The following is a 24,940-nucleotide window of genomic DNA, read 5'->3' on the forward strand; positions in this document are numbered from 1 at the left end:
GGATGTCAGCCTTTCTGGCGACCAAAGGCCTGGATGCCCCGCACGAACACGAGCCAGCCTACCAGATGAAACGGCAGCGCCATGGCGTAGAGCAGCAGCCAGTGACTCTCCGTGCCGCTGCTGTTGATGAAGCCGATCCAGGCGGCCAGCAGGGCCAGCATGCCCGCGATCTGGAAGCGGCGGCGCAGTACCACTTCCACCCCGAGATTGGCGAGGTAGAGGGTCAGCAGTATGCCGGCAAAACCGGTGAGCTGGGCGGTGCCGTAGAGTGCCCGATCCGGATTGAACAGCAGGACGACGAGGGGGGTAATGCCCTGATCCAGCGGGATCAGGGCCAGCAGCCAGCAGGCGATCAGCAGCAGGGCTGTCTTCATGGCGGGCTCAGTCGGCGGATTTCGCCGGTTTGACCAGGGAGAGGTAGTTGGCATCCATCTTCAGGAATACCCCCAGCAGCCGGGCGCTGGCACCGTAGAAGCCAAACGGGTCGGCGGCGCGGCAGGCCTGCTCGAAGGGCTCGAACCAAGCCAGCAGATGGCCGTGCAGCAGCCCTTCCTGTTCGCCGAGCCACTCCTCGCGAAGGGCAGCGGTGGTCGCCTCGGCGGCGCGGATGATGAGGTTGCCCATCAGATCCAGTTCGATGGCCAGGTGGTCGACAGGCTGCTGGTATTTCTCGCTGACATCGATAGCGAGCCGGTTCAGGCGCTGTTCCATGCGGCTACGCGCCGTGTTGTCACCATGAGCGGATTCGTATGGTTGCACCGCTTTGGGGGAGAGAAATAGCGCGTTGAAGTCGGCAGCCAGTGCAGTGGAGCGCTCCTCGCGAACCAGCAGGCGGGCGATGGCTTCGTTGAGTTCTGCCACCGCCTCGCGCATGGGATCCAGGGTGGAGAGACTCTTCAAGAAGCTGCGTACGTCATAGGTGTCGTATTCAGCGATCTGTGCATCACTGAGTTCGGCAGCGAACAGGGTGGAAAACCACCAGTAAAGCTCGGCCCGGCGTTCGCTGGTAGCCATGAATTCCTGCATTTTTCCTCCGTGGATGACAATCGGGAGTCATAGAGGCTCCCGATTCTAACGACTTTAAAAATAAAGGAAACTCACGGGGCGCTTTGGTCGGATCGCCCCTTGGCGAGCGGAGTGATGACGCAGGAGCAGGCGACGGTTCTCGCTCGCGACAGCGGACGCTGCGCGATCCTACTCCTCGACGCGATAGAGCGCCTGCTTGCAGCGGGGACAGATATGCTGGCGCCGGTAATCCAGCTGGTGCACCAGGCCCACAGCCTGCTGCTGGTGGTGGCCGCAATGAATGCAGAAGATGATATCCCCATCGGCGGCGCCGGGGTGGGCCGCCAGGTACTGCTCCCGAGTGGGCAGTGCTTCCCAGCGGGTGGTGCAGGCGCCCTTGCGGCTGCCGGTGTAGTAGACCCAGTAGAAGAGAGCGAAGACCGCGACAATCAAGAACAGCATCAGATGATCCATCATGGTGTTTCCCCTTGTGGTCCGGGATGAAAACGCATGGCGTGGCCTCTGCGGGGCCGGCAGAGGCCGCGCGGTCTAAAGATGTTATCTGTTAGTAAACGCTATATCCATGATCTGGCTCTGGTTTTTGGCTGCCAGTCGGCAGAGGCTGGTGGGGTGGCGGGGGCCGGCGACTCGCTGGCTGGGGTGAGCGGGCGCTGACCGGGAGGAGGAGCGGGTTTCGAGAATTGCGACGTATTTTACATTTTATAAACATTTTTTTGGGTGGTTGGACTGTCTCTTTGATCCAGCTCACGTTACAATGCGCGGGCCCACTTCACCTATCGCGCAAACGATTTTCAGGAGATAAACGGATGTTGAAACGTGACATGACCATCGCCGGCTATGATCCAGAGCTGTGGCAGGCCATCACAGACGAGACCCGTCGTCAGGAAGAGCACATCGAGCTGATTGCGTCCGAGAACTACACCAGCCCCCGCGTCATGGAAGCCCAGGGCTCCCAGCTGACCAACAAGTACGCCGAAGGCTACCCGGCCAAGCGCTACTACGGTGGTTGCGAGTATGTGGATGTGGTTGAAACCCTGGCCATCGAGCGCGCCAAGGAGCTGTTCGGTGCCACCTACGCCAACGTGCAGCCGCACTCCGGCTCCCAGGCCAACAGCGCCGTCTACATGGCCCTGCTGCAGCCGGGCGACACCGTGCTCGGCATGAACCTGGCCCACGGCGGTCACCTGACCCACGGCTCCCCCGTCAACTTCTCCGGCAAGCTGTACAACATCATTCCCTACGGCATCGACGAGTCCGGCAAGATCGACTACGACGAGATGGAGCGCCTGGCCGTTGAGCACAAGCCGAAGATGATGATCGGCGGCTTCTCCGCCTACTCCGGCATCGTCGACTGGGCCCGCATGCGCGAGATCGCCGACAAGATCGGCGCCTGGCTGTTCGTCGACATGGCCCACGTAGCCGGTCTGATTGCCGCCGGCGTCTACCCGAACCCGGTGCCCCACGCCCACGTGGTCACCTCCACCACCCACAAGACCCTGGCCGGTCCGCGCGGTGGTCTGATCCTCTCCGCCGCCGACGACGAAGATCTGTACAAGAAGCTGAACTCCGCCGTCTTCCCGGGCGGTCAGGGCGGCCCGCTGATGCACGTCATCGCCGGCAAGGCCGTTGCCTTCAAGGAGGCGCTGGAGCCCGAGTTCAAGACCTACCAGGCCCAGGTCGTCAAGAATGCCAAGGCGATGGCAGCCACCTTCATGGAGCGCGGCTACAAGATCGTCTCCGGCGGTACCGACAACCACCTGATGCTGGTGGATCTGATCGGTCGCGAGCTGACCGGCAAAGACGCCGACGCAGCCCTCGGCAAGGCCAACATCACCGTCAACAAGAACTCCGTGCCCAACGACCCGCGTTCTCCGTTCGTGACCTCCGGCGTGCGTATCGGCACCCCGGCCATCACCCGCCGCGGCTTCAAGGAGGCCGAGTCCATCCAGTTGGCCAACTGGATCTGTGACGTGCTGGACAGCCACGACAACGAAGAAGTGCTGGCGACCGTGCGCGAGAAGGTGCTGGACATCTGCCGCCGCTTCCCGGTCTATGCCTGATAACGGCCTATGCCCGGTTTGAGACCAATGCCACCCAATGGGTGGCATTGTTTTTTCTGGGCTTTTACCGGTTTTCCATGGCCGTGTTACACTGACCGGCCTAGCGCCAGCCCCCGGGGCCCGCGCCCTTTTTCATCCACGCCGGAGGTCCGATGCATTGCCCTTTCTGTAGTGCCGTTGATACCAAGGTGATCGATTCCCGTCTGGTGGCCGAGGGCCATCAGGTGCGCCGCCGTCGCGAATGCCTGCTCTGCCACGAGCGTTTCACCACCTTCGAGATGGCCGAACTGGTGATGCCCCGCGTCATCAAGTCCAACGGCTCGCGCGAGCCGTTCAACGAAGACAAGCTGCGTGCCGGCATATTGCGGGCGCTGGAGAAGCGACCGGTGAGCATGGAGGCCATCGAGAAGGCGGTCAACCACATCAAGTCCCGCCTGCGCGCCACCGGCGAGCGCGAGGTCGCCTCCGAGCTGGTGGGCAACCTGGTGATGGACGAGCTCAAGAGCCTGGACAAGGTGGCCTATATCCGGTTCGCCTCTGTCTACCGCAGCTTCGAGGACATCCGCGAATTCGGCGAAGAGATCGCCAAGCTGGAGAAGTGAGTTTTCCGTCCACCCAGACTGCGTTCGGCGGCGCGGCAACCGATGAGCCCGACGCCGGGAGAGGGGGATGTTTTGTCAGAGGAGCCCAGATGTTTAGTCAAGACGATTACCAATGGATGAGCCGGGCCCTCGAACTGGCCCGCCGCGGCCGTTACACCACGGCCCCCAACCCCTGCGTCGGCGCCGTGCTGGTGAAGGCCGGCGTGGTGGTGGGGGAAGGCTGGCACCAGCGGGCCGGCGAGCCCCATGCCGAGGTCTATGCCCTGCACGCGGCAGGGGAAGAGGCCCGCGGTGCCACCGCCTACGTGACCCTGGAGCCCTGCTCCCATCACGGCCGCACGCCCCCCTGCGCCGAGGCGCTCATCAAGGCCGGGGTGACCAGGGTGGTGGCCGCCATGGTGGATCCCAATCCCCAGGTGGGCGGGCGCGGCCTGCGCATGCTCTCCGAGGCGGGCATCAAGACCGATTTCGGCCTGCTGGCCGCGGAAGCCGAGGCCCTCAACCCCGGTTTCTTCAAGCGGATGCGCACCGCCTTCCCGCAGGTGACGGTCAAGCTCGGCGCCAGCCTGGATGGTCGCACCGCCATGGCGAGCGGCGAGAGCCAGTGGATAACCTCCCCCGAGGCGCGCCGCGACGTGCAGCGGCTGCGGGCGCGCCACGATGCGGTGCTCTCCAGCGCCGAGACCGTGCTGGCGGACAACGCCTCCCTGACCGTGCGCTGGCACGAGCTGCCCCCCTCGGTCAAGGCGGTCTATCCCAAAGAGACCCTGCGCCAGCCGCTGCGGGTCATCGTCGACTCGCAAAACCGGCTCACTCCGGATCTGCCCCTGTTCCAGAGCGAGAGCCCTGTGCTGCTGGCCCGCCACAAGGCGGACGGCGACTGGCCCGCTTGGGTGCAGCAGCTGGAGGTGCCGCTGCTGGATGGCAAGCTGGATCTGGTCAGCCTCTTCATGCTGCTGGCCAAGCAGCACAGCATCAACTCTGTGCTGGTGGAGGCGGGGCCGCGCCTCTGCGGCGCCCTGCTGGAGAAAGGGCTGGTGGATGAGCTGGTGCTCTATCAGGCGCCCAAACTGATGGGGGACGAGGGGCGCGGCCTGTTCCATCTGCCGGGGCTGACCCGCCTGTTCCAGGCCCCCAGGCTCAACCTCAAGGATGTGCGCATGCTTGGCCAGGATATTCGCATCACTGCGAAAATAGCCTGATTTTTCAATGTTCACGGGGGCATCCGTCGCCCCCGTCATCAGCAAGGTGATCTGCATGTTTACCGGAATTATCGAAGCGGTGGGAACCCTGGTAGAGCTGCGCCGCCAGGGGGAGGACATGGCCCTCACCGTGCACGCGCCGACCCTGGACTTCAGCGACGTCAAGCTGGGAGATTCCATCGCCACCAATGGTGTCTGCCTCACCGTGGTCGCCCTGGGTGACCAGCGCTATACCGCAGACGTCTCGCTGGAGACCCTGTCGCGCACCGGTTTTGCGGCGGCCAAGGTGGGGGACCCCGTCAACCTCGAGAAGGCGCTGATGCCCACCTCCCGCCTCGGTGGCCACCTGGTCTCCGGCCACGTGGACGGCATGGGCGAGGTGAAGAGCAAGTCCGCCAGCGGCCGTGCCATCGAATACTGGATAGAGGCGCCAGGCGAGCTCTCCCGCTACATTGCCGAGAAGGGGTCGATTGCGGTGGATGGCATCAGCCTCACGGTCAACGCCGTCCAGGGGGATCTCTTCCGGTTGACCATAGTGCCCCACACCGCCCAGGAGACCACCATCGCCCGCTGGAAACCTGGCTACAGGGTCAACCTCGAGGTGGATCAAATCGCCCGCTATCTGGAGCGGCTGATGACGGGCAAGCGCGAGGAGAGCAGCGGCAGCACCCTGACCCTGGATAAGCTGGCCCAGTCCGGATTCTTGTGAGCCGTTTTGCGGGAAAAACGCTTTTCTGTGATCCCGCTCCGATTGAAACGGGGCCGCGTGCCCCAATCTAGAGCGGAATGAACCCAGTTCGAACCGAGCCCGCGGGCTCATTTCCCAAGCACATTGATGGAGTAGCCCATGGCGCTGAGCACGACCCAGGAAATCATTGCCGATATCAAGGCTGGCAAGATGGTGATCCTGATGGATGACGAAGACAGGGAGAACGAAGGGGACCTCATCATGGCTGCCTCCTGTGTCCGCCCGGAAGACATCAACTTCATGGCGCGCTACGGTCGCGGCCTCATCTGCCTCACCCTGACCCGGGATCGCTGCAAACAGCTGGCGCTGCCGCTGATGGTGGACAGAAACAACGCCCAGTTCTCCACCGCCTTCACCGTGACCATAGAAGCGGCCGAGGGGGTGACCACCGGCATCTCCGCCGCCGATCGCGCCGTCACCGTGCAGGCGGCGGTCGCGCCCAATGCCAAGGCCTCGGATCTGGTGCAGCCCGGCCACATCTTCCCGCTGATGGCGCAGGATGGTGGCGTGCTGACCCGCGCCGGCCACACCGAGGCCGGCTGCGATCTGGCCCGGCTGGCGGGGTATGAGCCTGCCTCCGTCATCGTCGAGATCCTCAACGAGGACGGCTCCATGGCGCGTCGCCCGGATCTCGAGATCTTCGCCGAGCAGCACGGCATCAAGCTCGGCACCATCGCGGATCTTATCGAATACCGCAACCAGCACGAGACCACGGTAGAGAAAGTGGCCGAGTGCAAGCTGCCCACCGAATACGGCGAGTTCGACCTCGTCACCTTCCGTGACACCATCGACAACCAGGTACACTTCGCCCTGAAGAAAGGCGAGGTGAAGGCCGACCAGCCGACTCTGGTGCGGGTCCACCTGCACGACGTGCTGAGCGATCTGCTGCTGACCGACCGCCATAGCGCCCGCAGCTGGCCGCTGCCCAAGTCCATGGCCCGCATCGCCGATGAAGGGGGCGTGCTGGTGATCCTGGGGGCGGAAGCCCATGGTGCCGAGCTGCTGGCCAGGGTCAAGGGATTCGAGGCCGCCGACAAGGGGCTGGCGCCGGAAGGGGCCAAGTGGCAGGGCACCTCGCGCCGGGTCGGCGTGGGTTCCCAGATCCTCAAGGCGCTGGGGGTCGGCAAGATGCGCCTATTGAGCTCTCCCAAGAAGTACCATGCCCTCGGTGGCTTTGGTCTGGAAGTGGTGGAGTACGTCGGCGAGTAAGCGCTGCGTACGGTTGAATTCATCACCATGGCCGCCCGTTGCGGCCATGGTTTTTTGTCGCGGCTCTGTTGTGCTAGAATGCGTGCACTTTTGGCCGCGGCCCCATTGATGGCCCTACTGATTGCACAGAGACAGGATTTCCAATGAAGATTATCGAAGGAAATATCGCCGCTCCCGAGGCGCGTGTTGCTATTGTCGTTGCCCGTTTCAACAGCTTCATCAATGACAGCCTGGTGAACGGTGCGCTGGACGTGCTGAAGCGTCAAGGCCAGATCCAGGAGAGCAACCTGACCCTGGTGCGCGTGCCGGGTGCCGTCGAGATCCCCCTGGCGGCCAAGAAGCTGGCCAAGAGCGGTCAATACGACGCCATCGTCGCGCTGGGCACCGTCATCCGTGGCGGTACCTACCACTTCGAACTGGTGGCGAGCGAGAACGGCAAGGGGCTGGCCCAGGTGATGATGGAGTATGAGATTCCCGTTGCCTTCGGCGTGCTGACCACCGAAAACATCGAACAAGCCATCGAGCGCGCCGGTACCAAGGCGGGTAACAAGGGTGCAGAGGCTGCACTGAGCGCGCTCGAAATGATCAACGTCCTGAAACAACTGGACGTGTAACGAGGAGAAATGCATTGAAACCGTCCGAGCGCCGTAAGGCCCGTCATTGCGCTACCCAGGCCATCTACCAGTGGCAGATGACCCAGGCCAACGTGGGCGACATCGAAGAGCAGTTCAAGATCGATCAGGACACCAAGGGTGTGGACCTGAGCTATTTCCGCGATCTGCTGTTCGGGGTTGCGGTCCACTGCAACGAGCTGGACAAGGTGTTCGCACCTTTCCTCTCCCGTCCGCTGGAAGAAGTGGACATGGTGGACAAGGCGATCCTGCGTCTGGCGACCTACGAGCTGACCCGTCGTGAAGATGTGCCGCCGCGCGTGGTGATCAACGAAGCGATCGAGCTGGCCAAAGCCTTCGCCGCCGATGACAGCCACAAGTTTGTCAACGGCGTACTGGACAAGGTGATCAAGACGCTGCCCAAGCGTTGATCCCGCCGTCCGTCAGCATTTAAGAGAGGAGCCAGCTTATTGCTGGCTTTTTACTGTATGGGTGAATTTGAGCTGATTGAGAAGTACTTCAAGGCCCCCCACGCCCGCAAGGACGTGGTGATGGGACCTGGGGATGACTGTGCCCTGCTGACCCTGCCCCCCGACGTCCAGTTGGCGGTGAGCACGGATACCCTGGTAAGCGGTGTGCACTTCTTTCCCGACATGGATCCGGTGGATCTCGGCTACAAGGCGCTGGCGGTCAACCTGTCCGATCTCGCCGCCATGGGGGCGGAGCCGCGCTGGGTCTCTCTGGCCCTGACCCTGCCCGCCGTCAACGAGAGCTGGGTCGCCGGTTTCGCCGAGGGCTTCCTCGAGCTTGCCGAATACTACAACGTGGCCCTGGTGGGCGGTGACATGACCCGGGGTCCGCTCTCCATCACCGTTTCGGTGAAGGGATCGGTGCCTGCCGGCCGCGCCCTGCTGCGCAGCGGTGCCAAGGCGGGGGACGGCATCTATGTGACCGGCACCCTGGGGGATGCGGCCCTGGCCCTCTCCCACCTGCTGGGCAAGCGCACCCTCAACGAGAACCAGCTGGCGGCCGCGCTGCCCAGGCTCGACCATCCCCATCCCCGCATCCTGGCGGGCCAGGCCCTGCGCGGGCTGGCCAGCAGCGCCCTGGATCTCTCCGACGGCCTGGCCTCGGATCTCGGCCACATCCTCAAGGCCTCCGGGGTACGGGCCCAGATCGATCTCAACCTGCTGCCCCTCTCTCCCGTGTTGCAGGATGCAGTGCCCGCCAAGGATGCCTGGCAACTGGCGCTGGCCGGTGGCGATGACTACGAGCTCTGCTTCACCGTGCCCCAGGAACATCACGGTGCCCTGGACACGGCACTGGCCAATTGCGGCGTCAAGTTCACCCGCATCGGCCGTATCCTGGCCGGGGAACCCGGCATCGACTATATGCAGGATGAGCAGCCGGTCGAGCTCCATCTCAAGGGGTGGGATCATTTCGCATGAAGATCAAACCTGAGCTCAAGCAACTTAACCTGAGGAACCCGCTCCACCTGCTGGCGGTGGGGTTTGGCTCCGGCCTCTCTCCCAGGGCGCCGGGCACCATGGGGACGCTTGCCGCCATCCCGCTCTACCTGCTGGTGAGCGGCCTCTCCACCCCCTGGTTCATCGCCCTGCTGGTGGTGGGCTTCGTGGCGGGCATCCGCATCTGCCAGAGCGCCACCGACGCCATCGGCATGCCGGATCACGGGGCCATCGTCTGGGACGAGGTGATAGGCTTCGGCGTCACCATGATAGCGGCGCCCGCCGGCTGGGAGTGGGTGCTGGCCGGCTTCGTGCTGTTTCGCCTGTTCGACGTGCTCAAGCCCTGGCCCATCTCCTGGTTCGATCGCCGCATCCACGGCGGACTCGGCATCATGCTGGACGATCTCATCGCCGGTCTGTTCGCCCTGCTGTGCATGCAGCTGCTGGCCCGCTGGTAAGGGAGCCGGGGCAGGTCCGCCTGTCCCGTCTCATCTGCCTGCCAGCCCGGGTGGCAGGCAGCCTCCGATCCTGCGGCTCCCACCCCTCTCATCCCTCGTCGTGAATGGCCTTGTCGACCAGCGAGGGCCGCCATCTCTGGCTGGTCCTCTCGCCGCCCGTTGCCGTCCCATGCCAATGCTCGCCGGGACGAGGCCAGGCGTCTGGGCAGGGGCTTCCCGGCCCTGGGCCGTTTTGTATGCAATCCCTCCCGATCCACGCCGCCAACCGGCAAGGGCCTCTGGTTGAACATTCTGGATGGCCACTATTTATCTCTGCTTAGTTTTCCTTCTCCAAGATATGCTGTCGTCAAAAAAACATTTCACATAAATATTCACTACTCATTCGAGACTTGCCAGTTTATGTGGGGCAGTGGAAGTGGTGGTTTGTTATCATTTTGTTGAAACATAAATAGCAAATCTGCTCGTATTGCCAATGCAATATCTGGTAATGTGACTTTTACCAACATTTTACGCCCATGGTTCCAGCTTTATCTGGGCATAGTATTGCGAAATTGTATAACTGGATCATTTACACCCGCGGGCAAACCGACTAACTTACTCGCGGGTTATTCCAAAAAAATGCAAAAAACCCGCCCGGATCGCTGGTTTGGCTGCCTCATGGATTGAGCGTTTATTACACGACAACGGCTCTCGAGCAGTACCCAAGGCACAACCAGCATCTGCGGCTGATTTACGGACGAATTATTTGGGACGGATGTCCCCCGCAGAGGTAACCATGTCCTTGCTTGAAGTAAAAAACTTGCGGATCGAGTACCCCTCCCGCTACGGGGTGCTGGCCGCGGTCAAGGATCTCTCTTTTTCTGTTGAAAAGGGCGAGATCGTCGGCGTCGTCGGTGAGTCCGGCGCCGGCAAGTCCACCATCGGCAACGCCGTCATCGATCTGTTGAGCCCGCCCGGTCGCATCGCCCGCGGCGATATCTACCTCAACGGCGAGCTCATCTCCGGCAAGAGCCAGAACGAGATGCGAGCCATTCGTGGCTCCCGCATCGGCTTCATCTTCCAGGATCCCATGACCTCCCTGAACCCGCTGTTCACCGTGGAGCAGCAGTTGGTGGAGACCATCCTCGCCAACACCGACCTGTCCCGCGAGGCGGCCTTTGCCAAGGCCCTCGAGCTGATGGGCGCGGTGGGGATCCCGAACCCGGATGTGCGCATCAAGCAGTATCCCCACCAGTTCTCCGGCGGCATGCGCCAGCGGGTGGTGATCGCCATCGCCCTCTCCGGGGATCCCGAGCTCATCATCGCCGACGAACCCACCACGGCGCTGGACGTCTCCATCCAGGATCAGATCCTCCAGCTCATTCGCTCCCTGTGCAAGGAGCGCCAGGTAGGCTGCATGCTGGTGACCCACGACATGGGCGTGGTCTCCAACGTCACCGACAAGGTGGCGGTCATGTATCGCGGCGATCTGGTGGAGTTCGGCACCACCGAGCAGGTGCTGGGCCGCCCCAATCATCCCTATACCCGCAGCCTCATCTCGGCGGTGCCCCGCTCGGACGTCAAGCTGGTACGCTTCCCCCTGGTCTCCTACATCGAGGATGCCGGTGCACCGGATACCAGCATCGATCTGAAGACCCACTGGCTCGGCCAGAGTCAGGACGAGCGCGCCTATGAAGGAGCGCTGCTGCGGGTGGAGAACGTGGATCTGAAGTTCGTCACCAAGGACTCCATTTTCCCGAGCCGCCGCCAGTACGTGCGGGCCTGCAACAACATCAGCTTCGAGATCTTCGAGGGGGAGACCTTCGGCCTGGTGGGAGAGTCCGGCTCCGGCAAGTCCACCATAGCCCGGGCCATCACCGGCCTCTATCCGCCCGATGCCGGCAAGATCATCTTCGAGGGGATCGACCTCACCGCCCTGAGAGGGGAGCACGAACGTCGCCCCCTGCGCCGCCAGATGCAGATGGTGTTCCAGAACCCCTACTCATCCATGAACCCGCGCATGAAGGTGCGCGACATCATCGCCGAGCCGATCCGCTTCCACCGCCTGGCCGAGAGCGAGCGGCAGATCGAGCAGATCGTGGGGGATCTCCTGGATCACGTCGGCCTGGGCAGCGGGGCAGGGGTCAAGTATCCCCACGAGTTCTCCGGCGGTCAGCGTCAGCGCATCTCCATCGCCCGTGCCCTGGCGACCCGGCCACGCTTCCTCATCTGCGACGAGCCCACCTCGGCGCTTGATGTCTCGGTGCAGGCCCAGATCCTCAACCTGCTCAAAGACTTGCAGCAGGAGCTCGGGCTCACCATGCTGTTCATCAGCCACGATCTGCCGGTCATCCGCCAGATGTGCGATCGCATCGGCGTGATGCAGCACGGCAACCTGGTGGAGGTGGCCGAGACCGAGAAGCTCTTTACCAATGCCGCGCATGAGTACAGCCGCAAGCTGATCTCCCTCATGCCGGAGTTCAAGGGAATGTCCCGCGAGGGGCTGGAAATCGCAAGCTAGGAAAGAGCCGGCTCGCCGGTCTGCTTGTCAAAAAAAGTGTCAATAAAAAGCCAAAAGCATGGAGAAAGACATGAAGAAAGGATTATCCAAGATCGCCATGGCGCTGTTCGCCGCTGGTCTCGCGTTTAACGTCTCTGCCGCCGACATCAAGGTCGCCGTCGCTTCCGACGCCACCTCGCTGGACCCGCAGGAGCAGCTCTCCGGCCAGACGCTGGAGATGTCTCACCTGGTGTTCGATCCCCTGATGCGTTACACCCAGGATCTGCAGTTCGAGCCGCGTCTGGCCGAGAAGTATGAGCGCATCGACGACAAGACCGTCCGCTTCCACCTGCGCAAGGGCGTCAAGTTCCACTCCGGCAACGACTTCACCGCCGACGACGTGGTGTGGACCGTCAACCGTCTGAAGGCCTCCCCGGACTTCAAGGCGATCTTCGACCCCATCGCCGAAGCCAAGAAGGTGGATGATTTCACCGTGGATCTCGTCACCGCCAAGCCCTTCCCGCTGGTGCTGCAGACCGTGACCTACATCTTCCCGATGGACTCCAAGTTCTATACCGGCAAGACAGACGCCGGCAAGGACAAGGCCGAGATCGTCAAGAACGGCGACTCCTACGCCTCGACCAATGTCTCCGGTACCGGCCCGTTCACCGTCAAGTTCCGCGAGCAGGGCGTGAAGCTGGATTATGCCCGCAACGCTAACTACTGGGACAAGGCCTCCAAGGGCAACGTCGACAACCTGACCGTGGTGCCCATCAAGGAAGATGCCACCCGCGTGGCCGCCCTGCTGGGTGGGGACGTGGACATGATCTACCCGGTCGCCCCGAACGATCTGGAGCGCGTGAAGAACGGCAAGGATTCCCAGCTGGTCACCCTGTCCGGTACCCGCGCCATCATCATCGAGCTGAACCAGAACACCAACCCGGCGCTGAAAGACAAGCGCGTGCGTCAGGCGATCAACTACGCCATCAACCAGGTGGGCATCGTCGACAAGATCAACAAGGGTTTCGGCACCCCGGCCGGCCAGCTGAGCCCGAAAGGCTATGCCGGTCACAACGAGGCGCTCAAGCCCCAGTATGATCTGGCCAAGGCCAAGGAGCTGATGAAGGAAGCCGGTTACGAGAAGGGCTTCAAGATGACCTTCATCTCCCCGGCTGCCCGCTACGTCAACGACGTCAAGATCGCCCAGGCGGTCTCCGCCATGCTGTCCAAGATCAACATCAAGGTGGATCTGAAGACCATGCCGGTAGCCCAGTACTGGCCGGAGTTTGACAAGTGCGCCGCAGACATGCAGCTGATCGGCTGGCACTCCGACACCGAAGACAGTGCGAACTTCTTCGAGTTCCTGACCTTCACCAAGGATGCCAAGACCGGCATGGGCCAGTACAACTGCGGCGGTTATGCCAACGCAGAGGCTGACAAGATGGTGATGGAAGCGAACACCGAGACCGATCCGGCCAAGCGTGCCGCCATCCTGCAGAAGGTGGAAGCCATGCTGATCGACGACGCCGCCTACGTGCCGCTGCACTGGGAAGATCTGGCCTACGGCGCCAAGAAGAACGTCGACATCAAGCCGATCGTCAACGTGATGAACTTCCCTTACCTGGGTGACCTGGTGGTCAACAAGTAAGCGAGGCGCTCAAGGAAGGACCCGGCGGGGCAACCATGTTTGCCCCGCCATTAACAGAAGCCTGTGCCAAGACACAGGCCACGTAGAAGGACAAGCATGTTTACATTCCTGCTGAAACGGTTCTATCAGGCCGTGATAGTGATGTTCGTCATCAGCCTGGTCGCCTTCTCCATCCAGGACAACCTGGGGGATCCGCTGCGCGAGCTGGTGGGACAATCCGTCTCCGAGTCCGTGCGCCAGGAGCTGCGCGACAAGATGGGCCTCAACGATCCCTTTTTGGTGAAATACAGCCGCTTCCTGCAGAACGCGGTGCAAGGGGATCTGGGCACCTCCTATTTCTTCAAGCGACCGGCCCTCGAGGTGATCCTCGACAAGCTGGTGGCAACCCTTGAACTGGTGTTTGCCGCCGCGATCATCATCGTCGTCGTCTCCATTCCGCTGGGGGTTTATTCGGCGATAAGACCGCGCAGCATTCTCACCAAGGTCATCATGGCGGTGAGCAGCATCGGCATCTCGATCCCGGTCTTCCTGACCGCCATCATGCTGATGTACCTCTTCTCCATCCAGCTCGGCTGGCTGCCGGCCTATGGCCGCGGCGAGACCTACAACCTGCTGGGCTGGGAGTCGGGCTTCTTCACCTGGGACGGCATACTGCACCTGATCCTGCCCGCGGTCTCCCTCTCCTCCATCATGCTGCCGCTGTTCATCCGGCTGGTGCGCTCCGAGATGCTGGAGCAGCTCTCCTCCGAGTACGTCAAGTTTGCCCGTGCCAAGGGGCTGGACAACAACAAGGTCTACTACCAGCACGCCCTGAAGAACACCATGCTGCCGGTCATCACCGTCGGTGGCGTGCAGATTGGCACCATGGTGGCCTACACCATACTGACCGAGAGCGTGTTCCAGTGGCCGGGGACCGGCTTCCTGTTCCTCGAGGCGATCCACCGGGTCGATACGCCCCTCATCACCGCCTACGTCATCTTCGTCGGCCTGATCTTCGTGGTGACCAATACCCTGGTCGACCTGCTCTACGGGTTGATCAACCCGACCGTCAATTTGACCGCCAAGGGGTGAGCACATGAGTAATGCAGTAACAGCGAGCCCGAGCCGTTGGGCACGTTTCAAGAATTCCGACATCGTCTACTACTTCCTGCGGGACAAGGTAGCCATGTTCAGCTTTGCGGTGTTCGTGGTCTTCGTGCTGGCGGCCCTGCTGGCCCCCTGGCTGGCCCCGCACAACGTCTATGACCAGACCAGCTTCGACCTGATGGATGCGGAGCTGCCCCCCTCCTGGCTGGAAGGGGGCGAGGAGCGCTTCTGGCTCGGTACCGACAACCAGGGCCGCGACATCTGGAGCACCATCCTGTATGGCGCCCGCATCTCGCTCACCATAGGCCTGTTTGCGGTGGGGTTGCAGCTGGTGCTCGGCATCGTCATCGGCCTCATCGCCGGTTACTTCGGCGGTCGCATCGACAACCTGCTGATGCGTTTCGCCGACGTGCAGCTGTCGTTCTCCACCATGATGGTGGCCATCATCATCTCTGCCATCTTCCAGGCGACCTTCGGCTCCGAGTTCTACTCGAAGTTTGCCATCGTGATGCTGGTGGTGATCATCGGTATCGCCGAATGGCCCCAGTATGCCCGGACCGTGCGCGCCTCCGTGCTGGCAGAGAAGAAGAAGGAGTATGTGGAAGCGGCCAAGGTGATGGGTTTCCGCGCCCCGCGCATCATGTTCCGCCACATACTGCCGAACTGCCTGTCGCCCATCCTGGTCATCTCCACCGTGCAGGTGGCGAACGCCATCATGAGCGAGGCGGCCCTATCCTTCCTGGGGCTCGGCATGCCGGTGGATCAGCCGTCACTGGGCTCGCTCATCAGCGTGGGCTTCAACTACATCTTCTCCGGCTCCTGGTGGATCACCGCCTTCCCGGGCATCTGCCTGGTGGTGCTGGTGCTGGTCATCAACCTCCTGGGTGACTGGCTGCGGGATGTGTTCAACCCGAAGATCTACAAGGGCTGACTCGGGTCAGGAAGGAAGAGAAACAAGAAGGGCGCCATATAGGCGCCCTTCTTTATTTGTGTGCGATGAGCCTGTCAGGCCTGCAGCCAGCGCTCGATGCTGGCGAGGATACCCGCGCCATCGAGCCCCAGCAGGGCGTAGATCTCCTCCTGGGTGCCCTGCTCGATGAAGCGATCCGGCAGGCCGAGATTCAGCACCGGCTTGCACAGCCTGGCGCCCATCAGCAGCTCGTTCACCGCAGAGCCTGCACCGCCCATGACGGCGTTGTCCTCCAGGGTGACGAACTGATCGTGGGTCGCGGCAAGTTCAAGCACCAGCGCCTCGTCCATGGGCTTGACGAAGCGCATGTCCACCAGGGTGGCATCGAGCGCCTCGGCGGCGGCCCTGGCCTGTTGCAACAGGGTGCCGAACGCCAGGATGGCCGTACCCTTGCCCTCACGCACGACGCGGCCCTTGCCGAGCGCCAGCGCCTGCATCTCGCTCTCTGCCTGGATGCCGTTGCCGCTGCCGCGGGGGTAGCGCACCGCCGCCGGCCCGTTGTGCTGGTAGCCGGTGTAGAGCATCTGACGGCACTCGTTCTCGTCGGACGGCGTCATCACCACCATGTTCGGCACTGTGCGCAGGAAGCTGATGTCGAAGGCCCCCTGGTGGGTCGGGCCGTCGGCCCCCACCAGACCGGCCCGGTCGATGGCGAAGAGCACCGGCAGGTTTTGCAGCGCCACGTCGTGGATCAGCTGGTCATAGGCGCGCTGCAGGAAGCTGGAATAGATGGCCACCACCGGCTTCTGCCCGGCGATGGCGAGGCCGGCGGCGAAGGTGACCGCGTGCTGCTCGGCGATGGCCACGTCGAAGTAGCGATCCGGATACTGCTGGCTGAACTTCACCAGCCCGGAGCCCTCGCGCATGGCGGGAGTGATGCCGACCACGTGCTCGTCCCTGGCGGCGATGTCGCACAGCCACTGACCGAAGATGGCGGAGAAGGTGGGCTTGCCACCGGCGCTCTTGGGCAGGGCGCACTCGTCCGGGTTGAATTTGGGGACGGCGTGATAACCGATGGGATCCTTCTCGGCAGGCTCGTAGCCCTTGCCCTTCTTGGTCTTGACGTGCAGTAGCTGGGGGCCCTTGAGGCTGCGCATGTTGCGCAGGGTCTCGACCAGGGCGTGGATGTCGTGGCCGTCGATGGGGCCGATGTAGTTGAAGCCGAACTCCTCGAACAGGGTGCCGGGCACCACCATGCCCTTGAGGTGTTCCTCCGCCCGCTTGGCCAGCTCCTTGACCGGCGGCAGACCGGCCAGCACCTTCTTGCCGCCTTCGCGGATGGTGGTGTAGAGCTTGCCTGACATCAGCCTGGCGAGGTGGTTGTTCAGGGCGCCGACATTTTCGGAGATGGACATCTCGTTGTCGTTCAGCACCACCAGCATGTCCTTGTGGACGTCGCCGGCGTGGTTGAGGGCCTCGAAGGCCATGCCGGCGGTGATGGCGCCGTCACCGATGACGGCCACCACCTTGCGGCCCAGTCCCTCGCGCTCGGCGGCGACCGCCATGCCGAGGGCCGCCCCGATGGAGGTACTGGAGTGACCGACGCTGAGGACGTCGTACTCGCTCTCCTCCCGCCAGGGGAAGGGGTGCAGGCCGTCTTTCTGACGGATGGTGTGGATGCGATCCCGCCGGCCGGTCAGGATCTTGTGGGGATAGGCCTGATGGCCCACGTCCCACACCAGGCGATCGAAGGGGGTGTTGTAGACGTAGTGCAGGGCGACCGTCAGCTCGACGGTGCCAAGGCCGGAGGCGAAGTGACCGCTGGAACGGCTCACCGAGCGCAGCAGGTACTCGCGCAGCTCGTTGCACAGCACGGGCAGTCGCTCGAAGGGGAGGGATCGCAGCTCGACCGGCGTGTCCGCGAGGGCCAGGTTGGGGTAATCGCTTATATCAACGCTCATATTGTTACTGTTATCCAGCGTTTAGTGGGTTCGCTCGATGATGTAATCGGCAAACGCTTCCAGAATGTCGGTATTGTAGGGCAAGGCTTGCAGGGCTGTTAAGGCCTTGTCATGCAGTTCGCGAGCCAGCTCACGGGCATTGTCGAGTCCGAGCAGGGCCGGGTAGGTGCTCTTCTCCTGCGCCAGATCCGAACCTTGCGGCTTGCCCAGGGTGGCGGTATCGCCCGTGATGTCGAGGATGTCGTCCTGTACCTGGAAGGCGAGCCCAATGGCGGCGGCATAGGTCTGCAGGGCGGCCAGTGTCGCGGGTTCCACGTCGGCCTTGCACAGGGCCCCCAGGGTGACGGCGCACTCGATGAGCGCCCCCGTTTTGTGGCGGTGCACCTGCTCCAGCTCGGCCAGGGTGATCCGGCGGCCCTCGGCCTCCAGATCCAGCGCCTGGCCGCCGCACATGCCGAGATAGCCCGACGCGCGGGCCAGGGCGCTCAGCATCTTGACCCGGTTGGCCATCAATTCGGCCGGCATGGGGTGATCGGCCAGGATGGAGAAGGCCAGGGTCTGCAGGGCATCGCCGGCCAGGATGGCGGTGCCTTCGTCGAACGCCTTGTGCACCGTGGGCTGGCCACGACGAAGGTCGTCGTCGTCCATGGCGGGCAGGTCGTCGTGCAGCAGGGAGTAGGCGTGGATGCACTCCACCGCGGCGGCCGGGCCGTCCAGCAGCTCGCTCTTGACGCCCAGCATCTCGCCCACGGCGTAGACCAGGAAGGGACGCACCCGTTTTCCACCCAGCAGCAGGCCGTATTTCATGGCGTCCCGCAGGCGCGGCGCCATGGGGGGCAGGGCCTCAAGCTGTGCCGAGAGGCAGCCGTCGATGCGCTGGCGGTGCAGGCGGGAGAAATCGTCGAGAGTCACTCACTCCTCTCCTTGCTCTGAGCGAAAGGGGACCGCCTGCTCGCTGCCATCGGCCTGGGTCAGGAGGATCTGGATCTTCTGCTCGGCCTGCTCCAGCTTCTGCTGGCCGGCGCGCACCAGATGGATGCCCTGTTCGAATTGCTTGAGTGCCTCCTCGAGGGGGAGCGAACCCTGTTCGAGCTGATGCACTATGGTTTCCAGCTCTTCCAGGGTGGCATCAAAACTCAGACGGTCGATTTTTTTACTGGCCATGTCCATCCTCGGGGATTGAAAAAAACGGCTCATCTTAACATCGACCGGCCACAGGGGGGAGGCAGAAAAGTGCGCTGCCCTCAAACTATCCCGTCCCCGGCCGATAAGAACTGGCTGATATCCCCGCATCTCCGCGCGCCAATAGGGGGGAACCGGGCTTGCTGCCAGGGGCGTAATAGCAGAAAATTCAGCGCAGTATAAATAGACGCAAGTTTGGTGACAGGAGCAAGGATGTGGATTTAGGCAGTCTGATAGGCATAGTGCTGGGGTTCGGGGTCGTGGTGTACGGCATGCTGCTGGGTGGCCCCATGAGCATGTATGTGGATATGCCCTCGGTCTACATCACCATCTTGGGTTCTCTGTTCATCTGCATGATGAAGTTCAACCTCGGCCAGTTTCTGATGGCGTTCAAGGTGGCCGGCAAGGCATTCATGTACAAGGGCGACAAGCTCGATGATCTGATTGCCAAGGCGGTGGAGCTGGCGGACGCGGCCCGCAAGGGGGGCTTCCTGGCCCTGGAGGCGGCGGAGATCCCCAATACCTTCATGAAGAAGGGCATCGACATGCTGGTGGACGGCCATGACGCCGACGTGGTGCGATCCGTGATGGAGAAGGACATCGAGTTGACCTCGGAGCGCCACGTCATCGCCGTCAAGGTGTTCCGCTCCCTGGGGGATCTCGGCCCCGCCATGGGCATGATAGGTACCCTGGTGGGCCTGGTGGCCATGCTGGCGAACATGAGCGATCCCAAGTCCATCGGCCCTGCCATGGCGGTGGCCCTGTTGACCACCCTCTACGGGGCGATCGAGGCCAACATGATCGCCATCCCCATCGCCGACAAGCTGGAGCTGCGCAGCGGTGAGGAGCAGCTGAGCCGTACCCTGATCCTCGACGCCATCATGGGGATCCAGGACGGCCAGAACCCGAGAGTGATCCAGGCCATGTTGCAGAACTACCTGAATCAGTCCAAACGCAACAACGGGACCGAATAGGAGCGCGCATGGCAAAGTGCAAGTGCCCGCCTCCCGGTCTGCCCGGCTACATGGGGACCTTCGCCGACCTCATGTCCCTGCTGATGTGCTTCTTCGTGCTGTTGCTCTCGTTTGCCGAGATGGACGTGCAGAAGTTCAAGCAGATCGCCGGCTCCATGGAGAAGGCGTTCGGGGTGCAGAACATCCTGGAGGTCAAAGACATTCCCAAGGGGACCTCGGTCATCGCCCAGGAGTTTCGCCCTGGCCGTCCCGAACCGACCCCCATCGACACCATCATGCAGCAGACCATCGACATGACCCAGACCGAGCTGGACTTCCAGCCCGGAGATGCTGACAAGGCCGGGGGGCATGACAAGACCGAGGGACAGCAGAGTGGGGGTGACACCGCCCAGCAGGCCCAGAAGGCGCAGGAGCAGTCCAATACCCTGGCCAAGGCGCTGGCGGAGCAGATGCAGGCCCAGATCCAGGACGGGGCCATCGAGATAGAGGCGCTGGGTCAGCAGGTCATCATCCGGATTCGCGAGAAGGCGGCCTTCCCGGCAGGGTCTGCCTTCCTGCAGCCCCAGTTCTGGCCTGTGATCCGCAAGGTGGCGACCCTGCTCAAGGATGTGCCGGGTGAGATCACCGTCTCCGGCCACTCCGACGATGTCGCCACCGAAGACGAGCTGTTCCAGTCCAACTGGGAGCTCTCATCCCAGCGAGCGGTGGCGGTGGCCCATCAGATGATCAAGGTGCCCGGCTTTGACGGCAACCGGCTGGTGGTGCAGGGTATGGCGGATTCCCAGCCGCTGGTGCCCAACAACAGCCCGGAAAACCGGCGCATGAACCGGCGGGTGGAGATCGCCATCATGCAGGGCAAGCCGACGGTCTCGGCGCCCATCGGGGTTGCGGATCCCAAGTAGCTTTCGCCGGGAAGCGCGATCCCCCTCGCAGGGGCTGACATGGATTTTGTGGCGGCTTCATATTAAGATGCCCCATCCGAACCGACAGCTGCGGCTCTCTTTTGATTGCCGCAGCTTCTCTTTATAAAGCAACCCAGGTTTCGACTATGAATCATACTCCGATGACTGTTCGCGGCGCCGAAAAGCTGCGCCAGGAGCTCGACTATCTCAAGACCGAGCTGCGTCCCCAGATTATCGAAGCGATTGCTGATGCCCGTGAACACGGCGATCTGAAAGAAAATGCCGAATACCATGCCGCCCGCGAGCAGCAGGGGTTTTGTGAAGGCCGCATTCAGGAAATCGAAGGCAAGCTCTCCAACGCTCAGGTGATCGATGTCACCAAGATTGCCAACAATGGCCGCGTCATCTTCGGCGCCACCGTGACCCTGCTCAAGAGCGAGACGGAAGAGGAAGTGGTGTACCGCATCGTGGGTGACGACGAGGCGGACATCAAACAGAACATGATCTCCGTGAACTCGCCCATTGCCCGCGCCCTGATCGGCAAGGAAGTGGACGATGTCGCCATCGTCAAGACCCCTGGTGGTGACGTGGAGTACGAGATCCTGGAAGTCGCCTACCTCTGAGTCTGAGGGGCGGAAGAGACAGGGGAGCCGGGCTCCCCTGTTGCATTTACTCCCCCTGATAGGCCTGGACGAAGGCGTCCTGATGACGCTGGAAGAGCCAGTCCCGCAGCTGTTCCTGATCGTCCTTGTCCAGTCGAAATTGCACGGCCCAGTCATGCTGGCTCTGGTTGGTATCCACATGCCTGATCAGGCTGCCCGTCATCGCCAGGGGGGAGAGCCCCTCGATGCAGAGGGTGCCGTTCAGGGGATCGCCCCTGACCATGGATGCGGGCAGGCCCGCCACTATGAGGCCGCCGAGGGAGAGGCTGTGCACCTCATACTCGGTATCCCCGCTGCGCAGCACAGCGTGCTCTTCGAGGCGCCAGGCGCGCAGATGAGGCGAGCCAAGCTCGGTGATGGTGGGGGCGGCGATGCGCAGTTCGGCGTGGCCCTCCGCGGCCTGGGTGCAGTGCAGCGGAAAACGCAGCTGGTGGCCGGCGATGCGGGCCTCGAGTGTCAGAGGGGTGGCGCGTTGCAGCAGGCTCTGCAGGGGAAGGGGCAGATTGCCTCGCAGGAACTGGCCGGCAGCCTGGTCCTCGCTCTTGCCCAGGTCCCGCAGCATGGCCAGTTCTTCATCGGTGAGAAGCTGATGCTTGTCCATAGTGGGTGTCCGCGACTATTCATCGCAGGTTAAGGGCCTGACGGCTATTTTGGCAAGCGACTTGGGAAGAAGGGAAATGAAGGAAAGAGCGAATGCTCTTTCCTGTTACTTGCGCGGCAACTGGATTTTGGGTTCTTTGGCCTGACGATAGATGGTCAGTACATGGCCCATGCTCTGTACCTTGATGGCGCCGGTCTCACGGACGATGGCATCCATTACCAGCTGCTTCATCTCACGATCTTCAGACGACACCTTGACCTTGATCAGCTCGTGGTGGTTCAGCGCCAGATCGATCTCGGCCAGCACCCCTTCGGTCAGACCGTGCTGTCCCAGCAGGACGACCGGCTTCAGGCTGTGGGCAAGGCCCTTGAGGTACTGTTTCTGTTTATTGTTGAGAATCATGGCAATTTCTTCATAAGTCAGGGTTGAAAGGGGCGTATTCTACCCCCACTTAGCCCTTAATACTAATAACCCTTGTGGTTTTTTAAAGTCGACAATCATGACCCAGAAAAAACGTTCCCCCAGTTCAACCCGCTGGTTAAAAGAACATTTCGACGACCAATACGTCAAAAAAGCCCAGAAGCTGGGGTTGCGTTCCCGTGCCGTTTTCAAGATCGACGAGATCCAGGGCAAGGACAGATTGCTCAAGCCTGGCATGACGGTGGTGGACCTGGGGGCGGCCCCCGGTGGCTGGTCCCAATTTGCCATCGACCAGGTGGGCGACAAGGGGCGGGTGATCGCCTGCGACATCTTGCCGATGGATTCCATTGCCGGTGTCGATTTCCTGCAAGGGGACTTTCGGGAGGAAACTGTCCTCGGCGCCCTGCTGGAACGCGTCGGCCCTGACAAGGTGGATGTGGTCATGTCTGACATGGCACCCAACATGAGCGGTACCCAGCAGGTGGATCAGGCCCGTGCCATGTATCTGGTCGAGCTGGCGCTGGACATGTGCAATCAGGTCCTGAGCAGTAACGGCAGCTTCGTGGTCAAGGTGTTCCAGGGGGAGGGGTTTGATGCCTATCTCAATGAAATACGTAGACTTTTCTCTGTCGTCAAGATTCGTAAACCCGACTCGTCCCGTGCCCGTTCACGAGAAGTCTACATTGTGGCTACCGGTTTTAAACTGTAGTACCCTAACCCTCATCGTTAACTGTCAGTCTGCGAGGTCATTGATTTGAGTGACATGGCGAAAAACCTAATCCTGTGGCTGGTCATCGCCGTCGTGCTGATGTCGGTGTTCAATAGCTTCAGCCCCAGCGATACCACCAGTCGCCAGCTGGACTATTCCAGCTTCGTGAAAGAAGTGACCCAAGAGCAGATCCGTGAAGTGCGGATGGATGGCAAGGTCATCAATGGCGTCAAGCGCACCGGTGAACGTTTCACTACCATCATCCCTGCGCCGGATCCCCAGCTGCTCAACGACATGCTCAATCACAACGTCAAGGTGATGGGTGAGAAGCCGGAAGAGCCGTCTCTGATCACCTCCATCTTCATCTCCTGGTTCCCGATGCTGCTGCTGATCGGTGTCTGGGTCTTCTTCATGCGTCAGATGCAGGGCGGCGGTGGCAAGGGTGCCATGTCGTTTGGCAAGAGCAAGGCTCGCCTGATGAGTGAAGATCAGATCAAGACCACCTTCGCCGACGTCGCCGGCTGTGACGAGGCCAAGGAAGAGGTCAAGGAGCTGGTCGACTATCTGCGCGACCCGAGCAAATTCCAGAAACTGGGCGGCAAGATCCCGACCGGCGTACTGCTGGTAGGTCCTCCCGGTACCGGTAAGACCCTGCTGGCCAAGGCCATCGCAGGCGAGGCCAAGGTGCCCTTCTTCACCATCTCGGGTTCCGACTTCGTCGAGATGTTCGTGGGTGTGGGCGCCTCCCGTGTCCGCGACATGTTCGAGCAGGCCAAGAAGTCCTCCCCCTGCATCATCTTCATCGACGAGATCGACGCGGTCGGTCGCCAGCGTGGCGCCGGTCTGGGCGGTGGTCACGACGAGCGCGAGCAGACCCTGAACCAGATGCTGGTCGAAATGGATGGCTTTGAAGGTAACGAGGGCATCATCGTCATCGCCGCCACCAACCGTCCCGACGTACTGGACCCCGCCCTGCTGCGTCCGGGCCGCTTCGACCGCCAGGTGGTGGTCGGACTGCCGGATGTGCGCGGTCGCGAGCAGATCCTGAAGGTACACATGCGCAAGGTGCCGCTGGCGGATGACGTCAACCCGGCCCTGATCGCCCGCGGTACTCCCGGTTTCTCCGGTGCGGATTTGGCCAACCTGGTCAACGAGGCTGCCCTGTTCTCCGCACGCGAGAGCCGCCGCGTGGTTTCCATGCTGGAGTTCGAGAAGGCGAAGGACAAGATCATGATGGGGGCGGAACGCCGCTCCATGGTGATGAAGGAATCCGAGAAGGAGATGACGGCCTATCACGAGGCGGGTCACGCCATCATCGGTCGTGTGGTACCGGATCACGATCCCGTCTATAAGGTTTCCATCATTCCGCGCGGCCGCGCGCTGGGTGTGACCATGTACCTGCCGGAGCAGGATCGCTGGAGCCACTCCAAGCAGCACCTGGAGTCCATGATCTCCAGTCTGTACGGCGGTCGTCTGGCGGAAGAGCTGATCTACGGTGCCGAGAAGGTATCGACCGGTGCCTCCAACGACATCGAACGCGCCACCGAGATTGCCCGCAAGATGGTCACCCAGTGGGGCATGTCCGAGCGCCTCGGTCCCATGCTCTACGCGGAAGAGGACGGTGAAGTCTTCCTCGGTCGCAGCATGGCCAAGGCCAAGCACATGTCCGACGACACCGCTCGCATCATCGATGCCGAGGTCAAGCAGGTCATCGATCGCAACTACGATCGTGCCAAACAGATACTGCTGGACAACATGGATGTGCTGCACACCATGAAAGACGCGCTGATGAAGTACGAGACCATCGATGCCAAGCAGATCGACGATCTGATGGCCCGCCGCGAGGTCCGCGCCCCCAGCAACTGGCACGATGAACACGGTGACACCCCGCAAGGTGGCGCCACTGTGGGCAACGGGTCCGAAGTCAAGGCTCCGGCCGATGACAGCAAGGCGCCACTGAGCGACGTCGACAAGGCGAACGATGTCCCGGCCAAATAAATTGTCATGATCCAAACCCCGGGCTC

Annotated in this window: 26 protein-coding genes; 18 read left to right on the forward strand and 8 right to left on the reverse strand. The window is 62.1% G+C overall.

Going from position 1 to position 24,940, the window contains the following annotated elements:
- Positions 1-5: 5 nt before the first annotated feature.
- The 3 genes from I6L39_RS11420 to I6L39_RS11430 form a co-directional block, all read right to left on the reverse strand.
- The gene (locus I6L39_RS11420; RefSeq protein ID WP_042078166.1) at positions 6-374 is read right to left on the reverse strand and encodes a hypothetical protein; all 369 of its coding nucleotides are present in this window, start codon (positions 372-374) and stop codon (positions 6-8) included.
- 7 nt (positions 375-381) lie between these two features.
- A complete protein-coding gene (gene torD / locus I6L39_RS11425) occupies positions 382-1,026 on the reverse strand; it encodes a molecular chaperone TorD (protein WP_216989715.1) in 645 nt (214 codons plus the stop codon).
- 168 nt (positions 1,027-1,194) lie between these two features.
- Positions 1,195-1,482: a hypothetical protein gene (locus I6L39_RS11430; RefSeq protein ID WP_161469846.1), complete on the reverse strand. Its 288-nt coding sequence runs from the start codon at positions 1,480-1,482 to the stop codon at positions 1,195-1,197.
- 350 nt (positions 1,483-1,832) lie between these two features.
- Here I6L39_RS11430 and glyA point away from each other — a divergent pair, with 350 nt between their 5' ends.
- The 13 genes from glyA (at position 1,833) to I6L39_RS11495 (ending at position 15,526) form a co-directional block, all read left to right on the forward strand.
- Entirely contained in the window at positions 1,833-3,086 is a 1,254-nt protein-coding gene (glyA, locus tag I6L39_RS11435; RefSeq protein ID WP_161469847.1) for a serine hydroxymethyltransferase, read from the forward strand.
- A 152-nt stretch (positions 3,087-3,238) separates the two neighbouring features.
- Entirely contained in the window at positions 3,239-3,688 is a 450-nt protein-coding gene (gene nrdR / locus I6L39_RS11440; protein ID WP_005338880.1) for a transcriptional regulator NrdR, read from the forward strand.
- A gap of 89 nt (positions 3,689-3,777) precedes the next feature.
- Positions 3,778-4,890 carry a bifunctional diaminohydroxyphosphoribosylaminopyrimidine deaminase/5-amino-6-(5-phosphoribosylamino)uracil reductase RibD gene (gene ribD / locus I6L39_RS11445; protein ID WP_216989716.1) on the forward strand — a complete coding sequence of 371 codons (1,113 nt, stop codon included), beginning with the start codon at positions 3,778-3,780 and terminating at the stop codon, positions 4,888-4,890.
- Positions 4,891-4,945: 55 nt separating this feature from the next.
- Positions 4,946-5,599 carry a riboflavin synthase gene (locus tag I6L39_RS11450; RefSeq protein ID WP_216989717.1) on the forward strand — a complete coding sequence of 218 codons (654 nt, stop codon included), beginning with the start codon at positions 4,946-4,948 and terminating at the stop codon, positions 5,597-5,599.
- Between the two features lie 138 nt (positions 5,600-5,737).
- Positions 5,738-6,847 carry a bifunctional 3,4-dihydroxy-2-butanone-4-phosphate synthase/GTP cyclohydrolase II gene (gene ribBA, locus I6L39_RS11455; protein ID WP_042078849.1) on the forward strand — a complete coding sequence of 370 codons (1,110 nt, stop codon included), beginning with the start codon at positions 5,738-5,740 and terminating at the stop codon, positions 6,845-6,847.
- A gap of 143 nt (positions 6,848-6,990) precedes the next feature.
- A complete protein-coding gene (gene ribE, locus I6L39_RS11460) occupies positions 6,991-7,461 on the forward strand; it encodes a 6,7-dimethyl-8-ribityllumazine synthase (protein WP_042078850.1) in 471 nt (156 codons plus the stop codon).
- 14 nt (positions 7,462-7,475) lie between these two features.
- On the forward strand, positions 7,476-7,889 hold the full coding sequence (gene nusB, locus I6L39_RS11465; protein ID WP_216989718.1) for a transcription antitermination factor NusB: 414 nt from the start codon (positions 7,476-7,478) through the stop codon (positions 7,887-7,889).
- Positions 7,890-7,946: 57 nt separating this feature from the next.
- Positions 7,947-8,906: a thiamine-phosphate kinase gene (thiL, locus tag I6L39_RS11470; RefSeq protein WP_216989719.1), complete on the forward strand. Its 960-nt coding sequence runs from the start codon at positions 7,947-7,949 to the stop codon at positions 8,904-8,906.
- The gene (locus I6L39_RS11475) at positions 8,903-9,382 is read left to right on the forward strand and encodes a phosphatidylglycerophosphatase A (protein WP_216989720.1); all 480 of its coding nucleotides are present in this window, start codon (positions 8,903-8,905) and stop codon (positions 9,380-9,382) included. The genes thiL and I6L39_RS11475 overlap by 4 nt, the downstream gene beginning before the upstream one ends.
- Before the next feature lie 775 nt (positions 9,383-10,157).
- Positions 10,158-11,882, forward strand: coding sequence for an ABC transporter ATP-binding protein (locus tag I6L39_RS11480; RefSeq protein ID WP_216989721.1), 1,725 nt, complete (start codon positions 10,158-10,160; stop codon positions 11,880-11,882).
- Positions 11,883-11,952: 70 nt separating this feature from the next.
- Positions 11,953-13,509, forward strand: coding sequence for an ABC transporter substrate-binding protein (locus I6L39_RS11485; RefSeq protein WP_209793310.1), 1,557 nt, complete (start codon positions 11,953-11,955; stop codon positions 13,507-13,509).
- A 96-nt stretch (positions 13,510-13,605) separates the two neighbouring features.
- Positions 13,606-14,580 (forward strand): ABC transporter permease, encoded by a 975-nt coding sequence (locus I6L39_RS11490; RefSeq protein ID WP_042078855.1) that lies wholly within the window; start codon positions 13,606-13,608, stop codon positions 14,578-14,580.
- A 4-nt stretch (positions 14,581-14,584) separates the two neighbouring features.
- The gene (locus I6L39_RS11495) at positions 14,585-15,526 is read left to right on the forward strand and encodes an ABC transporter permease (RefSeq protein WP_042078856.1); all 942 of its coding nucleotides are present in this window, start codon (positions 14,585-14,587) and stop codon (positions 15,524-15,526) included.
- 74 nt (positions 15,527-15,600) lie between these two features.
- Here I6L39_RS11495 and dxs read toward each other — a convergent pair whose 3' ends face one another.
- The 3 genes from dxs to xseB are packed head-to-tail and all read right to left on the reverse strand — an operon-like array spanning position 15,601 to position 18,630.
- A complete protein-coding gene (dxs, locus tag I6L39_RS11500) occupies positions 15,601-17,466 on the reverse strand; it encodes a 1-deoxy-D-xylulose-5-phosphate synthase (protein ID WP_216989722.1) in 1,866 nt (621 codons plus the stop codon).
- Between the two features lie 21 nt (positions 17,467-17,487).
- A complete protein-coding gene (ispA, locus tag I6L39_RS11505; protein ID WP_216989723.1) occupies positions 17,488-18,378 on the reverse strand; it encodes a (2E,6E)-farnesyl diphosphate synthase in 891 nt (296 codons plus the stop codon).
- Positions 18,379-18,630, reverse strand: a complete 252-nt coding sequence (xseB, locus tag I6L39_RS11510; RefSeq protein WP_025326041.1) for an exodeoxyribonuclease VII small subunit — start codon at positions 18,628-18,630, stop codon at positions 18,379-18,381.
- Positions 18,631-18,863: 233 nt separating this feature from the next.
- On the opposite strand from xseB, the gene pomA reads away from it, so the two are divergent.
- From pomA to greA, 3 genes are all read left to right on the forward strand, one after another.
- The gene (gene pomA / locus I6L39_RS11515; protein ID WP_042078861.1) at positions 18,864-19,622 is read left to right on the forward strand and encodes a flagellar motor protein PomA; all 759 of its coding nucleotides are present in this window, start codon (positions 18,864-18,866) and stop codon (positions 19,620-19,622) included.
- Between the two features lie 8 nt (positions 19,623-19,630).
- Positions 19,631-20,524 (forward strand): flagellar motor protein MotB, encoded by an 894-nt coding sequence (locus tag I6L39_RS11520; RefSeq protein WP_042078862.1) that lies wholly within the window; start codon positions 19,631-19,633, stop codon positions 20,522-20,524.
- 146 nt (positions 20,525-20,670) lie between these two features.
- The gene (greA, locus tag I6L39_RS11525) at positions 20,671-21,147 is read left to right on the forward strand and encodes a transcription elongation factor GreA (protein WP_042078863.1); all 477 of its coding nucleotides are present in this window, start codon (positions 20,671-20,673) and stop codon (positions 21,145-21,147) included.
- 46 nt (positions 21,148-21,193) lie between these two features.
- Here greA and I6L39_RS11530 read toward each other — a convergent pair whose 3' ends face one another.
- Together I6L39_RS11530 and yhbY are read right to left on the reverse strand one after the other, a co-directional pair.
- Positions 21,194-21,787, reverse strand: coding sequence for a hypothetical protein (locus I6L39_RS11530; protein ID WP_042078864.1), 594 nt, complete (start codon positions 21,785-21,787; stop codon positions 21,194-21,196).
- 105 nt (positions 21,788-21,892) lie between these two features.
- Positions 21,893-22,189: a ribosome assembly RNA-binding protein YhbY gene (gene yhbY / locus I6L39_RS11535; protein ID WP_042078865.1), complete on the reverse strand. Its 297-nt coding sequence runs from the start codon at positions 22,187-22,189 to the stop codon at positions 21,893-21,895.
- A gap of 97 nt (positions 22,190-22,286) precedes the next feature.
- On the opposite strand from yhbY, the gene rlmE reads away from it, so the two are divergent.
- Together rlmE and ftsH are read left to right on the forward strand one after the other, a co-directional pair.
- The gene (rlmE, locus tag I6L39_RS11540; protein ID WP_010675375.1) at positions 22,287-22,916 is read left to right on the forward strand and encodes a 23S rRNA (uridine(2552)-2'-O)-methyltransferase RlmE; all 630 of its coding nucleotides are present in this window, start codon (positions 22,287-22,289) and stop codon (positions 22,914-22,916) included.
- Positions 22,917-22,961: 45 nt separating this feature from the next.
- The gene (gene ftsH / locus I6L39_RS11545; protein WP_042078868.1) at positions 22,962-24,914 is read left to right on the forward strand and encodes an ATP-dependent zinc metalloprotease FtsH; all 1,953 of its coding nucleotides are present in this window, start codon (positions 22,962-22,964) and stop codon (positions 24,912-24,914) included.
- Positions 24,915-24,940 lie beyond the last annotated feature (26 nt).

Source organism: Aeromonas sp. FDAARGOS 1409 (assembly GCF_019048705.1).
Lineage (GTDB): Bacteria > Pseudomonadota > Gammaproteobacteria > Enterobacterales > Aeromonadaceae > Aeromonas > Aeromonas sanarellii.

Coding starts and splice junctions, on each gene's coding strand:
- I6L39_RS11420 (WP_042078166.1), bottom strand. CDS start 374: ATGAAGACAGCCCTGCTGCTGATCGCCTGCTGGCTGCTGGCCCTGATC.
- torD (WP_216989715.1), bottom strand. CDS start 1,026: ATGCAGGAATTCATGGCTACCAGCGAACGCCGGGCCGAGCTTTACTGG.
- I6L39_RS11430 (WP_161469846.1), bottom strand. CDS start 1,482: ATGATGGATCATCTGATGCTGTTCTTGATTGTCGCGGTCTTCGCTCTC.
- glyA (WP_161469847.1), top strand. CDS start 1,833: ATGTTGAAACGTGACATGACCATCGCCGGCTATGATCCAGAGCTGTGG.
- nrdR (WP_005338880.1), top strand. CDS start 3,239: ATGCATTGCCCTTTCTGTAGTGCCGTTGATACCAAGGTGATCGATTCC.
- ribD (WP_216989716.1), top strand. CDS start 3,778: ATGTTTAGTCAAGACGATTACCAATGGATGAGCCGGGCCCTCGAACTG.
- I6L39_RS11450 (WP_216989717.1), top strand. CDS start 4,946: ATGTTTACCGGAATTATCGAAGCGGTGGGAACCCTGGTAGAGCTGCGC.
- ribBA (WP_042078849.1), top strand. CDS start 5,738: ATGGCGCTGAGCACGACCCAGGAAATCATTGCCGATATCAAGGCTGGC.
- ribE (WP_042078850.1), top strand. CDS start 6,991: ATGAAGATTATCGAAGGAAATATCGCCGCTCCCGAGGCGCGTGTTGCT.
- thiL (WP_216989719.1), top strand. CDS start 7,947: ATGGGTGAATTTGAGCTGATTGAGAAGTACTTCAAGGCCCCCCACGCC.
- I6L39_RS11475 (WP_216989720.1), top strand. CDS start 8,903: ATGAAGATCAAACCTGAGCTCAAGCAACTTAACCTGAGGAACCCGCTC.
- I6L39_RS11480 (WP_216989721.1), top strand. CDS start 10,158: ATGTCCTTGCTTGAAGTAAAAAACTTGCGGATCGAGTACCCCTCCCGC.
- I6L39_RS11485 (WP_209793310.1), top strand. CDS start 11,953: ATGAAGAAAGGATTATCCAAGATCGCCATGGCGCTGTTCGCCGCTGGT.
- I6L39_RS11490 (WP_042078855.1), top strand. CDS start 13,606: ATGTTTACATTCCTGCTGAAACGGTTCTATCAGGCCGTGATAGTGATG.
- I6L39_RS11495 (WP_042078856.1), top strand. CDS start 14,585: ATGAGTAATGCAGTAACAGCGAGCCCGAGCCGTTGGGCACGTTTCAAG.
- dxs (WP_216989722.1), bottom strand. CDS start 17,466: ATGAGCGTTGATATAAGCGATTACCCCAACCTGGCCCTCGCGGACACG.
- xseB (WP_025326041.1), bottom strand. CDS start 18,630: ATGGCCAGTAAAAAAATCGACCGTCTGAGTTTTGATGCCACCCTGGAA.
- I6L39_RS11520 (WP_042078862.1), top strand. CDS start 19,631: ATGGCAAAGTGCAAGTGCCCGCCTCCCGGTCTGCCCGGCTACATGGGG.
- greA (WP_042078863.1), top strand. CDS start 20,671: ATGAATCATACTCCGATGACTGTTCGCGGCGCCGAAAAGCTGCGCCAG.
- I6L39_RS11530 (WP_042078864.1), bottom strand. CDS start 21,787: ATGGACAAGCATCAGCTTCTCACCGATGAAGAACTGGCCATGCTGCGG.
- yhbY (WP_042078865.1), bottom strand. CDS start 22,189: ATGATTCTCAACAATAAACAGAAACAGTACCTCAAGGGCCTTGCCCAC.
- rlmE (WP_010675375.1), top strand. CDS start 22,287: ATGACCCAGAAAAAACGTTCCCCCAGTTCAACCCGCTGGTTAAAAGAA.